Source organism: Winogradskyella litoriviva (assembly GCF_013249065.1).
In the GTDB taxonomy this organism is placed as follows: Bacteria; Bacteroidota; Bacteroidia; order Flavobacteriales; family Flavobacteriaceae; genus Winogradskyella; species Winogradskyella litoriviva.
This window is the reverse complement of sequence record NZ_JABRWQ010000007.1, coordinates 47,896-62,038: the sequence shown is the minus strand read 5'-3', so window position 1 is coordinate 62,038 and position 14,143 is coordinate 47,896. Positions and strand designations below refer to the sequence as shown.

Below are 14,143 nucleotides of genomic sequence, written 5' to 3'. Positions count from 1 at the left end.
TAAGTGTTTTAAATTCTAAAGCATTATAGTGCTGATATTGTTTTTTTACTTACTGAGAGAAATAATTAGTTTTTTATAAACCGAATTGTTTCTTCACTTTTCTGATTAGTGTTTAAATCTATTGAAATTGCTCTTATTAAATAAACTCCAGATTGTAACATTGAAATGTCCTGTTCTATTACTGTTTCTCCTGGTAACAAAGACAAACTATCTAGCGTGTTTATGCTCTTTCCTGTTAAATCTAAAATTGATAATTCTAATTGTGTAGGATTAACAATTTTTAAAATCACATTTAGTCCCTTAGTGTTAGGATTAGGAAAGGTGCTGATAGAAATTTCTGATTCAGAATTTGTTATATAATCGCTAATACTTAATGTTTCCATTAAATACAAAGGTCCTGTATTTTCTTCGGTTGCAAATGGTTTAATAATTGCAGTATGCGGATATTCTAAACTACCAATATCCTTTAAAGCCATAGTGCTTGGTCTAGTCTCTTGCATTAAATCTAAATTGATATCATTATCAAAAACTAATCCTGTATAAGAAGGTATTGCTGTAAATCCGGATTGTGCACCATTTATTGCTGGACTATTGCTAGCAATACCATAATAGCCTTCGCTATTAATAGTTAATTGAGGGTTTGTGATTGTAATACCTGAGCTTGGTTGTGTAATACCTAAAGATCCTAAAACAATATTACCTAACCATAATTCATTGCCTGTAGCATCTCTAAAATGGTCATCTATTGGTTGCGCGAAAATATTATTAGCAAGCGTAATATTGGTTGTAAGGTTGTTATTAGCTCTATCTAATCTTAGCTCTTCTGAATTTACAAAGGTGTTGAAAGCAATAGTGATTCTGTCTAAACGATCAGCAGCCGAATCACCATCACTATCACTTAAATATATTGTTCTAGAGGTTAAACCACTAAAGTAATTGTTGTAAATAAAATGATCTTTTCCTTCGCGTATTCTTACGCCTCCCATTCCATTAAGAAAAAAGTTACCATAGACTATATTTTCAGATCCATGACGTAATACAAATTCTGAATTTGGATTATTTTCAAAAGTATTATATCTATAAACATTTTGCCTAGCTTTATTAGATACAATCTCACCATCACCATTACACTGCGTAAAATAACAATATTCAACAATAGACCTGCTTATAAATGTTCTTTGCGTGCTAACTCCAATTCTAATAGGTTCTACACCTGCGTCACCAATATCAGCACCATAAGCACTGAAATTTTTAAAAGAACAATGACGAACTTTGTGATATCCTGGATTTGTGTCATCTACCAAAATGGAGAGGATATTCTGGTCAGCATAATTGGCTCTATTTTCAAAATTGCAATATGAAATATCAACATTGAGCGCATTTTCGTCAACAATTAAATATTTATAACATGTATAATTATCTATATTTATATTGTTGATATTAAGGTTATCTGCTTCAATCGTTATTACATTACTGGTGCCAATATTACCACCAATAAATTGAAACCCACTTACTATTAAATTATCTCCAGTGATATTCATTTTTGAGTTTCCATTAAATATAACTTCTCCTGCAATTTGTGCTCTTACCGTTAAATTGTTTTTGGTAATATTCAAGGTGATGTTAGCATAAGTACCAGACTCCCATTCAATAATATCTCCTGAAACTGCACTGTTTTGGGCCGAATTAAATTCTGTTTGCGATGCAACTAAAAAGTTTTCAGCCTTACTTATAAAACAGGAAAATATAATTAACGCGGTTAAGTATAATTTAAGAGGCAGTTTTTTCATATTTATATAAATAGAGGTATTGGTTTTATCTAAAAAAGTGTCTTTTAAAAGCCAGTTACGAGTTGTCTAATAGCTACTAGATTTGATAATAATGGTTCTAAATTATCTAAATGCAACATGTTAGCACCATCACTTTTTGCATTTGCAGGATCAAAATGTGTTTCAATAAATAAACCATCTACATTGTTAACCACACCTGCTCTGGCGATAGTTTCAATCATATCTGGTCGTCCACCTGTAACACCAGCAGTTTGGTTAGGCTGTTGTAAAGAATGCGTCACATCTAAAGCAGTTGGCGCAAATTTTCGCATGGTTGGGATACCTCTAAAATCTACAATCATATCTTGGTAACCAAACATAGTACCACGATCTGTAATCCATGCTTGTTCATTGCCAGCATCTTTTACTTTTTGTACAGCATGTTTCATAGATTCAGGGCTCATAAATTGCCCTTTCTTTAAGTTTACTACTTTTCCGGTTTTGGCAGCTGCAACTACTAAATCTGTCTGACGTACTAAAAATGCAGGTATTTGAAGTACATCTACATATTTGGCAGCCAAAGCAGCATCAGAAACTTCATGAATATCGGTAACCGTTGGTACATCAAAAGTTTCAGAAACTTTTTTAAGAATTTTTAGAGCTTTCTCGTCACCTATGCCTGTAAAGCTATCAATTCTACTTCTATTGGCTTTTTTAAAACTGCCTTTAAAGATGTATGGAATTTCTAGTTTATCAGTAATTTTTATCACTTTTTCAGCAATGCGTAATGCCATGTCTTCGCCTTCTATAGCGCATGGTCCACATAGTAAAAAGAAGTTATTAGAATCTGTATGTTTTAATTTAGGAATAAGTTTTAAATCCATATCAATTTAAAGGCAATAATTAGTGTGCAAATATACTATTTAACTATAACTTTTAATCCTTAATAGCAACAACATTAATGCTGTGGATTATTGGTTAATTGCAAGGTATTCTACATTAACAATTTGGTAGGTGTCTAGTGGAAGAATCCCAGGTTCTATTTCGTATTCTTTATTCATTGAAAGTATACAGCTAGAATTCGCTGAAATCTCATTACAGGGTTCATCAGCATCTGCAGAGAGGTTTCCGGAGTATTCAAAATTTCCGTCGTATATTGTTATTATAGGAAAGCCTGTAACATCAAAACTATTATGATTATTAAGCTGAATCTCATATTGAAGTAATGTGGTGTTATTACCTGTATCTGGTTCATAATTAAAACTTAATATTTCATAAGAAAAATTCTCTAAAACGGGTGCTTCTATTAATTCTGGCTCAGTAGGTTCGGGATAGTCGCAAGGAACTTCTTGTGTTATTTCATTAGAATAACTTTGATTACCTACAAAATAAGTTTGAGGTATGGTTATTGTTTTTGTGCAATCATCTTCTGAAGGGCAACCAAATAGCAACAGAAAAAATGTGAAATAAAAATAAATTTTTAGGTTCTTAAAATTTAGAATTGGTATCAAAGCTTATTAACTTATGGTTAAGTTGTAAATATAGTATTTAAAAAACTTTTTTAATACTATTTCTCACCATCCAAAGCGACATAATAAAATTTCCTACAACTAAAATTCCACCATAGAGTAATAGTTTTTCGAACGTATCTGTCCAGTTTAAAATGTTTAATAAGTTAAAAAAATAAGCTAAAATTAAGTAAGAGGATAAGCAAACAAATACAATTCCTAAGCTAAAATTGAGTTTTTTACTAGGTCTAATTAATTGCCATAAAAATGGAATTGCAAATAACAATATAGGATAAGCCGATATGCCTTCGAGTTTGTTAATAATTGTAAACCAATATACAATTACCGATATAAAATAGAGGTAAGGAATAAACTTTGTGAGTTTGCTAATGTATTGCATCTGTGAATTTTTTAAGGGATCAGATTCTAAGAAAAAAATATTTTTAATAGCCAGATTAGCGATTGGTTTTTTAAAATAAGCTTTACGTTGTTAATCAATTAATTAACGTAATATACAACTTCAAATTAGTAGAAACCGAAATAATAACATATTATTAACGTAAAACGCAGAATAAGACGTACATTTGCACGCTTAAAAATCAGCATCAGTTATGACTAAGATTAAAAACATTGCAATTATTGCACACGTCGATCACGGAAAGACAACATTGGTAGATAAAATTATGCACCACTGTCAGTTATTCCGCGAAAATGAGAAAACAGGAGAGTTAATTCTAGATAACAATGATTTAGAACGAGAACGTGGTATTACTATTACCTCAAAAAACGTTTCTGTAATCTACAAAGACACTAAAATCAATGTTATAGATACACCAGGTCACGCGGATTTTGGTGGTGAAGTAGAGCGTGTATTAAACATGGCAGACGGTGTTTTACTTTTAGTAGATGCTTTTGAAGGGCCAATGCCACAAACACGTTTTGTATTGCAAAAAGCAATTGATTTAGGATTAAAACCATGTGTAGTTGTTAATAAAGTAGATAAGGAAAACTGTACACCAGATGAGGTACACGAAAAAGTGTTTGACTTAATGTTTGAACTAGGTGCAGAAGAATGGCAGTTAGATTTTCCTACAGTTTATGGTTCTGCAAAGAATAACTGGATGAGTGACGACTGGAAAAATGAAACGGAAAATATAGAACCATTATTAGATATGGTTATTGAGCATATACCTGAGCCTAAATTTGAAGAAGGTACAACGCAGATGTTAATTACATCTTTAGATTTCTCTTCGTTTACAGGTCGTATTGCTATTGGTCGTTTAACAAGAGGTAGCTTAAAAGTAAACCAACAAATCTCATTAGTAAAAAGAGATGGTTCTATTGTAAAGAGTAAAATTAAAGAATTGCACACGTTTGAAGGTGTAGGTCGTTTAAAAGTAGACGAAGTACAAACAGGCGATATTTGTGCCATTGTAGGTTTAGAAGGCTTTGAAATTGGAGATACAGTTGCAGATATTGAAAACCCAGAAGCATTAAAAACAATTGCTATAGATGAGCCTACAATGAGTATGTTATTTACAATTAACGATTCGCCTTTCTTTGGTAAAGACGGAAAGTTTGTAACATCTCGCCATATAAAAGACCGTTTAACTAAGGAGTTAGAAAAGAACTTAGCACTTAGAGTTGAAGAAACAGATAGCGCAGATAAGTTTATGGTTTTTGGTCGTGGTGTATTACACTTATCGGTATTAATAGAAACAATGCGTCGCGAAGGTTACGAACTTCAAATTGGACAGCCACAAGTTATCATTAAAGAAATTGATGGTGTAAAATGTGAACCTTTTGAAGAAATGACAATCGATTTACCAGAAAATGTATCTGGTAAAGCCATTGAAATGGTGACAATGCGTAAAGGTGAAATGATTAGTATGGAAGCGAAAGGCGACCGTATGGTTTGTGAATTTATTGTGCCATCTCGTGGTATTATTGGTTTACGTAATCAATTATTAACTGCAACAGCAGGTGAAGCCATTATGGCACACCGTTTTGTAGATTATAAGCCGCTTAAAGGTGGTATTCCAGAACGTCAGAATGGATCTTTAGTATCTATGGAAAACGGACAAGCAATTCCTTATTCTATTGATAAATTACAAGATAGAGGTAAGTTTTTTGTTGATCCAGGTGAAGATATTTACGAAGGTCAGGTAATTGGAGAGAATTCTCGTGGTGATGATATGACGGTCAACGTAACTAAAACTAAAAAATTAAGTAACGTACGTTCTTCTGGTGCAGATGATAAAGCTAAGATTGTACCAGCGATTAAGTTTTCTTTAGAAGAAGCTTTAGAATATATTCAGAAAGATGAGTATGTTGAGGTGACGCCAAACTTCTTGAGATTGCGTAAAATCTATTTAAAAGAAGTAGATCGTAAGCGTAACAAGAATATATAATTACAAATTAATTGATAGATTTATTAAAGAGAAATACTGAAAAGTGTTTCTCTTTTTTATTGTGCTATACAGAAGCATAATTCAACTTTATTCTCAATCAATTTGATTTCATTTGGGCATAATAGAAAATTAGGATTATTTTTGATTAATGTCAGATTCTAAAATCAAAAACAAATTTAAGGTTGTAAGATACAATGCGTCTTATGAAGCCGATTGGAATTCATTTGTTAATGAAGCAAAGAACAGTACTTTTTTGTTTCATAGAGATTTTATGGATTATCACTGTGATAGGTTTACAGATTTTTCAGTTTTAATTTTTAAAGACGAAGAATTATATGCTATACTACCTGCAAATATGGTTAATGAGAAGTTAATTTCTCATCAAGGTTTAACATACGGTAGTTTTGTGTTGCAAGACAGTGCAAAATTATTCTATGCTTTTGAAGCTTTTAAAGCCATGTTAGCTTTTTATGAGTCTAATGGTATACAAGAAATAGAAATAAGGGTTATTCCAACGTTTTATAATAAAATGCCATCAGACGAACTCGATTACTTTCTGTATAAAGCCAATGCACAATTAATTAAAAAAGATGTGTTAATGATTATTGATTACGCTCATAAATTGCGTTTTCAAAAAAACAGAAGGGAAGGTATTAATAAAGCCACAAGAGCAGGATTAAAATTAAAAGTAGATTCTAATTTTTCAGGTTTTTGGAATGATGTACTTATTCCAAATCTTAAAAATAAACACAACGTTTCACCTGTTCATACATTAGAAGAAATAGAATTGTTAGCTTCTCGTTTTCCTGATAATATTAAACAAGTCAATATTTACAAAGACAATAAAGTGGTTGCAGGTACAACTGTGTTTTTAACTGAGACTACAGTGCATCCGCAATATGTTTCTGGTAATGTAGATAAAAATTCTTTTGGAAGTTTAGACTTAGCGTACGATTATGTTATTAATAAAATGTGCAAGGATAAACGTTATTTCGATTTTAATATATCAAGTGAAGATAATGGCAGTAAAATAAACGAAGGTCTTATTTTTTGGAAAGAAAGCTGTGGTGCTCGCAGCCATACTGCAAACACGTACCTTATTGAAACAGCAGCTTATAAGTCGCTTCAAATTGTAAAAGCATGATTTTTAACTTTTATTATACTGAACAATAATAATGCTATTTAATTCTATAGATTTTGCAATTTTTGTACCTATTGTATTTATACTTTATTGGTTTGTTTTTAAGTCTTTAAAATCCCAAAATGTCTTATTAATAATTGCCAGTTACGTGTTTTACGCATGGTGGGATTGGCGTTTCTTAGGGCTAATAATAGTTAGTACTTTAATAGATTTTAGCATTGGTTTAGCAATTGAAAAACAAACCAATTTAAAATCTAAAAAGTCATTTTTGATTTTGAGTATTTTACTCAATCTAAGTATTCTAGGTTTTTTTAAATATTATAATTTCTTTATTGAAAATTTTAATGCTGCTTTTCAGCTATTTGGTAGAGATTTAGACCTCAATTACTTAAATATTATTTTACCTGTAGGTATTAGTTTCTACACGTTTCAAACCATGAGTTATTCTATAGATATTTATAGAAATAAGATAAAACCAACCACCAATCTTGTTGCATTTGCCTCCTTTATTTGTTTCTTTCCTCAGCTGGTCGCTGGTCCTATAGAACGTGCTTCCAGTTTTTTGCCTCAGGTAGAAAAACGACGTGTTTTTAATTATGCAAAAGCTACAGATGGCTTAAAACAAATGCTTTGGGGACTTTTTAAAAAAATGGTCATAGCAGATAATTGTGCGGTTTTTGTAAATGATATTTTTGAAAATTATGCCAATTATTCTGGCAGTACATTATTATTTGGCGCTTTTTTGTTTACCATTCAGATTTATTGTGATTTTTCAGGATACTCAGATATTGCCATTGGTGTGTCTAGATTATTTGGTTTTAATTTAAAGAAGAATTTCGCCTTTCCATATTTCTCTAGAAACATAGCAGAATTTTGGAGACGTTGGCATATCTCTTTAACCACATGGTTTAAGGATTATTTTTATATTCCGATTGGTGGAAGTAGAGGTAGTAAATGGATGCAATTACGAAATACGTTTGCTATATTTTTAGTAATTGGTCTTTGGCATGGTGCGCATTGGAAATTTGTTGTTTATGGTTTTATAAATGCACTACATTTTGTGCCTTATATTATTAAAGGTAAAAACACAAAATACACGTCAGTGATAGCAAATAAGCGTTGGTTACCAAATTCAAAAGAACTGTTTGGAATGTTTCATACCTTTTTGTTTTTAGTATTTGCTAGGATATTTTTTAGAGCTGATTCTTTGACCAGTGCTATAGAGTTTTTGTCTGGTATATTCTCGTTATCAGTGTTTAGTTTTCCAAATTTATCTAATACTACTGATGCTTTAATATTGTTAGTTCTAATTGCATTCTTTTTTATAATTGAATGGATTGGTAGAGCCAAAGACCATGCTTTGGAACATGTTTTTTCGAACTATAAAAAACAATATCGCATTGCATTTTATTATGTTTTAGTGTTTCTTATTTTCTATTTCAATGGTGAAGAGCAACAATTTATCTATTTTCAGTTTTAGGTATGAAAAAATTCATAACATATACCGTATTTTTTATTTGTCCTGTGATAATCATAATGGTTGTTATGGAGTTTGCGCTGCGACAAATACCTAACGATTATAAGTTGAAAAGCGAACAAATAGAATTGAAAAAGGAAGCTATTGAGACACTGATTCTAGGTAGTTCTCATAGTATGTATGGTTTTAATCCAGAATATTTTACTAACGAAGCCTACAATTTATCGCATGTTTCACAATCTATAGATTTAGATTATTTATTGTTGCAGAAATATATAAATGAATTACCTAAACTAAAAACGATTGTAATTCGTTTGTCTTATACCACATTGCATGAACAACTTGGTGAGACTTCGGAAGCGTGGAGGCAAAAGGATTATAATTTGTACTATGATTTAGACATCTCTAATACTCTGAAATTTAATAGTGAAGTACTAAGTATAAAGCTTAAAAATAACATTAAGAGATTAAGGGATTATTATTTAAAGAACGAGAACCCTATTTCGGTAGAAAATTCTGGTTGGGCATTTTTTAATAAAACAAAACTCAATAAATCACTAGATGAATTAGGAGTTATGGTGGCTAAGAAACATACTGCCAAGAATGATAAGTTAGTTGAAGAAAATATTACATATCTAGAGAAAATAGTTAAACTCTGTGGTAAGCAAAATGTTAAAGTGATTATTGTTACCTTGCCTGCCTATAAAAGTTACAGAGCACATTTAAATAAGTCTCAATTAGAAAAGGTGATTTCAACTGGTGTCAAAATGTATAACAACTATAGTAATTGTAGTTATTTAAATTTGATACAAGATGAAAATTTTAATGAAAATGATTTTTACGATGCTGACCATTTAAATACAAATGGTGCAAAAAAGTTAAGTTTGTTTTTGGATGATTTTATAATACAATCTTATAATTGATTAATTTAGAATATGGTTAAATTCTTAGACTTACATAAAATCAATAATAGATTTAGAGATGAATTAGAAGCTTCATTTTCTAAGTCTTTAGAAGATTCTTATTATATTCTAGGTAATAATGTTTCTAATTTTGAAAATGAATTTGCTGAATTTTGTGGTGCAAAATTTTGTATTGGTACTGCAAATGGTTTAGATGCCTTAACTCTTATTTTAAAAGGCTACATTCAGTTAGGGAAACTGAAAAAAGGCGATAAAATTATTGTACCAGCAAATACATTTATTGCCACCATTTTATCGGTTTTACATGCTGATTTAGTTCCTGTTTTGGTTGAGCCAGACCCAAATACTTATAATATTTCAATTGATTCTATAAAAGAAAATTTAAAAGATGCAAAAGCTATAATTATGGTGCATCTTTACGGTCAGTTGTGTGCTATTGAAGGTTTACAAGATATAGCCAAAAAACATAATTTACTTTTAATTGAAGATGCAGCTCAGGCTCATGGTGCTATTTCTGAATATAATGGGTCTAGAGCAGGAAATTTATCTCATGCTGCTGCATTTAGTTTTTATCCGAGTAAAAATTTGGGTGCACTTGGTGATGGAGGCGCTGTAACCACAAATGATGGAGAACTAACTGAGGTTATAAAATTGCTTCGTAATTACGGAAGTATTAAAAAATATACCAATAAAATTATAGGCTTTAATAGCCGTTTAGATGATATGCAAGCAGCATTTCTAAATATCAAACTAAAAGCCTTAGATAACGATAATAATAAACGAAGAGCAATTGCAAAAGCCTACATTAACGGCATTACTAACCCAAAAATTAAACTACCGTTTTATAATGGTTCTCAGAATCATGTGTTCTATGCATTTGCGATAGAAGTAGAGGATAGACAGGGTTTTACTAAGTTTTTAGAATTACATAAAATTGAATGGTTAATACATTATCCTATTCCTCCACATAAGCAGGTGGCATTAGATGCTTTTTCTAGTTTAATTCTGCCTATTACAGAAAAAATTCATAAAAGAATAGTTAGTTTGCCAATGAGTCCCGTAATGACCAAAAATGACGTGCAACGTGTTATTGTAGTTTTAAATCTCTATTAATTGAAGCGATTTTTTAATTATATAAATAAAGAAGTATTGGTGCAATCTGCAGGTTTAAATTCTGCTAATATTGGACTAAAGATTATTTCTGGGATTATTATTTCAAAATTTATAGCGCTTTTTATAGGACCATACGGAATGGCTCTTATAGGTAATTTGAGAAATTTTTTAAGTGTTATTCAATCTTTAGCTATTTCTGGTTTATATAAAGGAGTTGTAAAACATATTAATGAAGTAAAAAATGATGTATTAGAATTAAGTAAAACCTTGTCTACCGTTTTTTATTTTGGTTTTTTCTCGTCTATGTTTTTGGCTATATTATGTTATTATAATGCCGAATTTATTAATGATATATTGTTTTCATCTACTTATAATTACACTTATATTATAGAGACTTTGGCTATAGTATTACCATTCTATTCATTAAATATGTTTGTGTTTTCTATAATGAATGGTTTTTCTAAGCATAAATATTTATTAATAATCAACATTTTAGGCCAAGTTTTAGGTCTTTTAGTGACCTTAGTTTTAATATATCAAGAAAATATTAATGGTGCATTAATGGCAATTGTTATAACACCAGCACTTAGTTTACTCATTACTTTGGTTGGTATTGTTTTTAGACGCAGCTTAATTGGGTCTATAAAAATATCAGAAATAAGTTTATCAATTTTGCAGAACTTAAGTCCATATATGGTAATGGCGTTGGTAAGTGCAATCGCTATTCCTATTGTTATGATTATTATTAGAAATCATCTCATTTCTGAAATAGGTATAAAAGGAGCGGGTTATTGGACAGCAATTACGCGTGTTTCAGATTATTATTTAATGTTTATAAATTCTTTAATGGCATTGTATATTTTACCTCGTTTTGCAGAAATTAACTCTAAAAATGAATTTAAAAAAGAGGTGATTAATTTCTATAAAACAGTAATGCCTGTGTTTTTGGTTTTATTATTTATAATATATATAAGTAGGTCTCTGTTGGTAAAATTGTTGTTTTCTGAAGATTTTCAACCTGTAGAAAGTCTCTTTGGTTTTCAAATTTTGGGTGATATAATGCGTGTTTTAGCAATGGTGATTGTTTATCAGTTTCTAGCAAAAAAGATGTTTGGTCATTTTTTAATTTTAGAAATATTTCTATTTATTATAATGTACTTTTCTAGTATTTATTTTATAGATTCATTTGGACTAAAAGGCGCAGTAATGGGTCATTTCTTTAGCTATTTATTATATTTTGCCATTATATTATTGACTTTTAATAGTTCATTATTCGGAATTCTGAATGATGATGGATTAGACGAAACTTATAATTAGAACCGTGAAACTTCCTAAATTTATTAGTAGTAATACTGTGCTTAAGATAACTTCTCTTAATGCAGTAGTTATTTCTATTAGGTTAGTTGTTTCAGTTTTTATACAGCGATTATTGGCTGTAACCGTTGGAGAAGCTGGTATCGCAAATATTGGGCAGATAAGAAACTTGCTGGCTATGCTTACAACGACATCTACTTTGGGTGTTTTTTCTGGAGTTGTAAAATATGTTGCGCAATTTAAAGAAGAGCAACCAGAACTTTCTAAATTATTTTCTACAGTTACACTTTTTGTGATTATTGGTTCAATAGTATCTGCTGCAATCTTATTTTTTGGAGCTTCTTATTTTTCGGATAGTGTATTCTATTCTCAAAACTATATTTATGTATTTCAATTGTTGGCTGTCATAGTTCCTTTTATAGCTGTAAATAGAGTGATAAATGGTGTTGTTAGTGGTTTGTCTGATTATAAAAGATATGCTAAAATAGAATTAATAAGTTACCTTCTAGGAGCTGTTGCCTTATTAATAGGTTTGTATACTAAAGATTTAAAAGGTGTAATAATTGCTATTGCATTAGCACCCGTAATTCAGTTACTGGTTTTGGGTTTTGTATTTGGGAAAACTCTAAATAGGTATGTTAATTTTAAATCTATTAAGCTCAATTTTAATTACCGAAATAAATTATTGGCATTTACATTAATGTCATTTATCTCATCTTTTTTAATCAATTATATAGAGTTAGACATTAGATCTCTAGTTACTGAAGAAATAAATATAAATGAAGCTGGTTATTGGACAGCCATGAGCTTTATATCTAAAAATTATATGGTGTTTGCTACAGGTTTATTTACGTTATATGTATTACCAAAATTTGCAAATATTAAAAGTAAGTCTGAGTTTAAACATGAAGTTTTAAATATCTACAAAACCATTTTGCCGGTTTTTGCTTTAGGTATGTTATTGGTATATCTTTTAAGAAATCTAATAATTCAGTTTGTGTATCCTGATTTTACAGGAATGGAACCTCTGTTTAAATGGCAGCTTTTAGGGGACTTAGTGCGTTTAGCGTCGGTTGTATTAGCGCATCAATTTTTAGCCAAACGATTGGTAAAAAGTTTTGTAATTACAGAACTAATTTCAATAGGCTTGTTTTTTGGACTCACTAAACTATTTATTCCGTATTACGGAACAGAAGGTGTTGTGATGGCTCATTTTGTGAGATATATAATTTATTTTCTAGTGGTAATAATGGTTATTAAAAACTATTATAACAAAACAGATTTAGAACTACAATAATCATAGCTTAATTCTCTCTATTCTCTTATTTTCGCTTGCCATTTCTCTAAGTAGTTTTGGGCACATTTAATATGATCATGTTCTGCCTCAACAAATTGTCTGGCATTTTTTGAAATTTCAATTATTTTTTCAGGATTAAGAATTAACCATTCTAATTTTTTTGCAATGGCTTCAGCATCTGGTAAAGCATTTATGGCAATGGCGTCTTCTGTGAGACTATAATACTCTAACCATTCTTTTTCTGCACCAGTAAACACAACTTTGCCTTTAGCCATAGCCTCGAGAGCATTATAACCTTGGTCATAGGCATAAACTTGGTCTAGTAAAATGTGAGCTTTATCAAAACTTTTAATGTAGTCTTTGTATGGTAAATCTTTGGTAATTAAAATCTCTACTTTATTTGGGAATTTTTCTGCAATAAGCTTTAATGCCTCATCAAAAATATCGTTCCCTTTTTTTATATAATTGAGTGTGTTAATTCCATGGAATATGACAATCTTATCATTAATAATAGGTGTTTTATAGTCTAGTTGACTTAAATCAATGGCATGCGGAATCATACCCAAATATTTTTGATACCCAATTAAAGGAATATGATAATCTAAATCATTAGAAATGACGCCTTTTATGGTTTTAAAAATGTGTTGATGTAAATTCTTATGTTCATCAGTTAAATAACTGAGCGCAGGAGAGAAATCGCGTTTGGTACCTTTGTTTTCAAAGTAAGGTGTTAAAATTGAGTATCTAAATTTTTTGTCAAAAGCATAACTAACACTAGGATAATCTAAACCTGCTGATAATAAAAACACATTTTTGTTCCAATCGGTTAGCCAATTAAAAATCTCTAATTGGTCTTTTCTGTCAAAATCAAATAGAGCTTCATTTATAAATTGAACAACATCGTAATTAGAAAGTAATTCTTTTTTAGATTTTATTTGTCGTTTAATGGCAAGAGCTGAAATGTCAATTCCTGTAAACCTTTTTATAATACTTCTTATTTTTTTTAATAAGTATGGTCTATAAGGGTCTTTAATTTCAACATCAACATCAACTTTTTTAAAACCATCTCTATTACTCACTAAAATGGCGTCGTGACCTAAGTGATATAGGCCATTTTTAATATTCCATTGCGCTCTATTATATTCACCAAAGAGTAAAACTTTCATTTATTGAGGTTTCATTTAATATCT

12 protein-coding genes are annotated in these 14,143 nt (G+C 30.3%); 7 read left to right on the top strand and 5 right to left on the bottom strand.

What is annotated here, in order from left to right; genetic code table 11:
* Positions 1 to 65: 65 nt before the first annotated feature.
* The 4 genes from HNV10_RS15115 to HNV10_RS15100 form a co-directional block, all read right to left on the bottom strand.
* On the bottom strand, positions 66 to 1,790 hold the full coding sequence (locus HNV10_RS15115; RefSeq protein WP_173302233.1) for a chondroitinase-B domain-containing protein: 1,725 nt from the start codon (positions 1,788 to 1,790) through the stop codon (positions 66 to 68).
* 44 nt (positions 1,791 to 1,834) lie between these two features.
* Positions 1,835 to 2,653 (bottom strand): 3-deoxy-8-phosphooctulonate synthase, encoded by an 819-nt coding sequence (gene kdsA, locus HNV10_RS15110; protein ID WP_173302232.1) that lies wholly within the window; start codon positions 2,651 to 2,653, stop codon positions 1,835 to 1,837.
* 87 nt (positions 2,654 to 2,740) lie between these two features.
* Complete coding sequence (locus HNV10_RS15105) at positions 2,741 to 3,280, bottom strand: hypothetical protein (RefSeq protein ID WP_173302231.1); 540 nt, start codon at positions 3,278 to 3,280, stop codon at positions 2,741 to 2,743.
* Between the two features lie 37 nt (positions 3,281 to 3,317).
* Positions 3,318 to 3,677, bottom strand: coding sequence for a hypothetical protein (locus HNV10_RS15100; RefSeq protein ID WP_173302230.1), 360 nt, complete (start codon positions 3,675 to 3,677; stop codon positions 3,318 to 3,320).
* Positions 3,678 to 3,888: 211 nt separating this feature from the next.
* On the opposite strand from HNV10_RS15100, the gene typA reads away from it, so the two are divergent.
* From typA to HNV10_RS15065, 7 genes are all read left to right on the top strand, one after another.
* Positions 3,889 to 5,688 (top strand): translational GTPase TypA, encoded by a 1,800-nt coding sequence (gene typA, locus HNV10_RS15095; protein ID WP_173302229.1) that lies wholly within the window; start codon positions 3,889 to 3,891, stop codon positions 5,686 to 5,688.
* A 148-nt stretch (positions 5,689 to 5,836) separates the two neighbouring features.
* Complete coding sequence (locus tag HNV10_RS15090; RefSeq protein ID WP_194241053.1) at positions 5,837 to 6,832, top strand: GNAT family N-acetyltransferase; 996 nt, start codon at positions 5,837 to 5,839, stop codon at positions 6,830 to 6,832.
* 31 nt (positions 6,833 to 6,863) lie between these two features.
* Positions 6,864 to 8,309 (top strand): MBOAT family O-acyltransferase, encoded by a 1,446-nt coding sequence (locus HNV10_RS15085; RefSeq protein ID WP_173302228.1) that lies wholly within the window; start codon positions 6,864 to 6,866, stop codon positions 8,307 to 8,309.
* Positions 8,310 to 8,311: 2 nt separating this feature from the next.
* Positions 8,312 to 9,229, top strand: a complete 918-nt coding sequence (locus HNV10_RS15080) for a DUF1574 family protein (protein ID WP_173302227.1) — start codon at positions 8,312 to 8,314, stop codon at positions 9,227 to 9,229.
* A gap of 12 nt (positions 9,230 to 9,241) precedes the next feature.
* Positions 9,242 to 10,342: a DegT/DnrJ/EryC1/StrS family aminotransferase gene (locus tag HNV10_RS15075; RefSeq protein WP_173302226.1), complete on the top strand. Its 1,101-nt coding sequence runs from the start codon at positions 9,242 to 9,244 to the stop codon at positions 10,340 to 10,342.
* Positions 10,343 to 11,659: an O-antigen translocase gene (locus HNV10_RS15070; protein ID WP_173302225.1), complete on the top strand. Its 1,317-nt coding sequence runs from the start codon at positions 10,343 to 10,345 to the stop codon at positions 11,657 to 11,659. It abuts the gene before it with no gap.
* 4 nt (positions 11,660 to 11,663) lie between these two features.
* Positions 11,664 to 12,953, top strand: a complete 1,290-nt coding sequence (locus HNV10_RS15065) for an O-antigen translocase (protein ID WP_173302224.1) — start codon at positions 11,664 to 11,666, stop codon at positions 12,951 to 12,953.
* 17 nt (positions 12,954 to 12,970) lie between these two features.
* Here HNV10_RS15065 and HNV10_RS15060 read toward each other — a convergent pair whose 3' ends face one another.
* The gene (locus tag HNV10_RS15060; protein ID WP_173302223.1) at positions 12,971 to 14,119 is read right to left on the bottom strand and encodes a glycosyltransferase; all 1,149 of its coding nucleotides are present in this window, start codon (positions 14,117 to 14,119) and stop codon (positions 12,971 to 12,973) included.
* Positions 14,120 to 14,143: the final 24 nt, after the last annotated feature.

Excerpts from the sequence above, each read along its gene's own strand:
- typA (WP_173302229.1), top strand. The coding sequence starts at position 3,889 with ATGACTAAGATTAAAAACATTGCAATTATTGCACACGTCGATCACGGA.
- HNV10_RS15085 (WP_173302228.1), top strand. The coding sequence starts at position 6,864 with ATGCTATTTAATTCTATAGATTTTGCAATTTTTGTACCTATTGTATTT.
- kdsA (WP_173302232.1), bottom strand. The coding sequence starts at position 2,653 with ATGGATTTAAAACTTATTCCTAAATTAAAACATACAGATTCTAATAAC.
- HNV10_RS15100 (WP_173302230.1), bottom strand. The coding sequence starts at position 3,677 with ATGCAATACATTAGCAAACTCACAAAGTTTATTCCTTACCTCTATTTT.
- HNV10_RS15090 (WP_194241053.1), top strand. The coding sequence starts at position 5,837 with ATGTCAGATTCTAAAATCAAAAACAAATTTAAGGTTGTAAGATACAAT.
- HNV10_RS15075 (WP_173302226.1), top strand. The coding sequence starts at position 9,242 with ATGGTTAAATTCTTAGACTTACATAAAATCAATAATAGATTTAGAGAT.
- HNV10_RS15060 (WP_173302223.1), bottom strand. The coding sequence starts at position 14,119 with ATGAAAGTTTTACTCTTTGGTGAATATAATAGAGCGCAATGGAATATT.
- HNV10_RS15080 (WP_173302227.1), top strand. The coding sequence starts at position 8,312 with ATGAAAAAATTCATAACATATACCGTATTTTTTATTTGTCCTGTGATA.
- HNV10_RS15115 (WP_173302233.1), bottom strand. The coding sequence starts at position 1,790 with ATGAAAAAACTGCCTCTTAAATTATACTTAACCGCGTTAATTATATTT.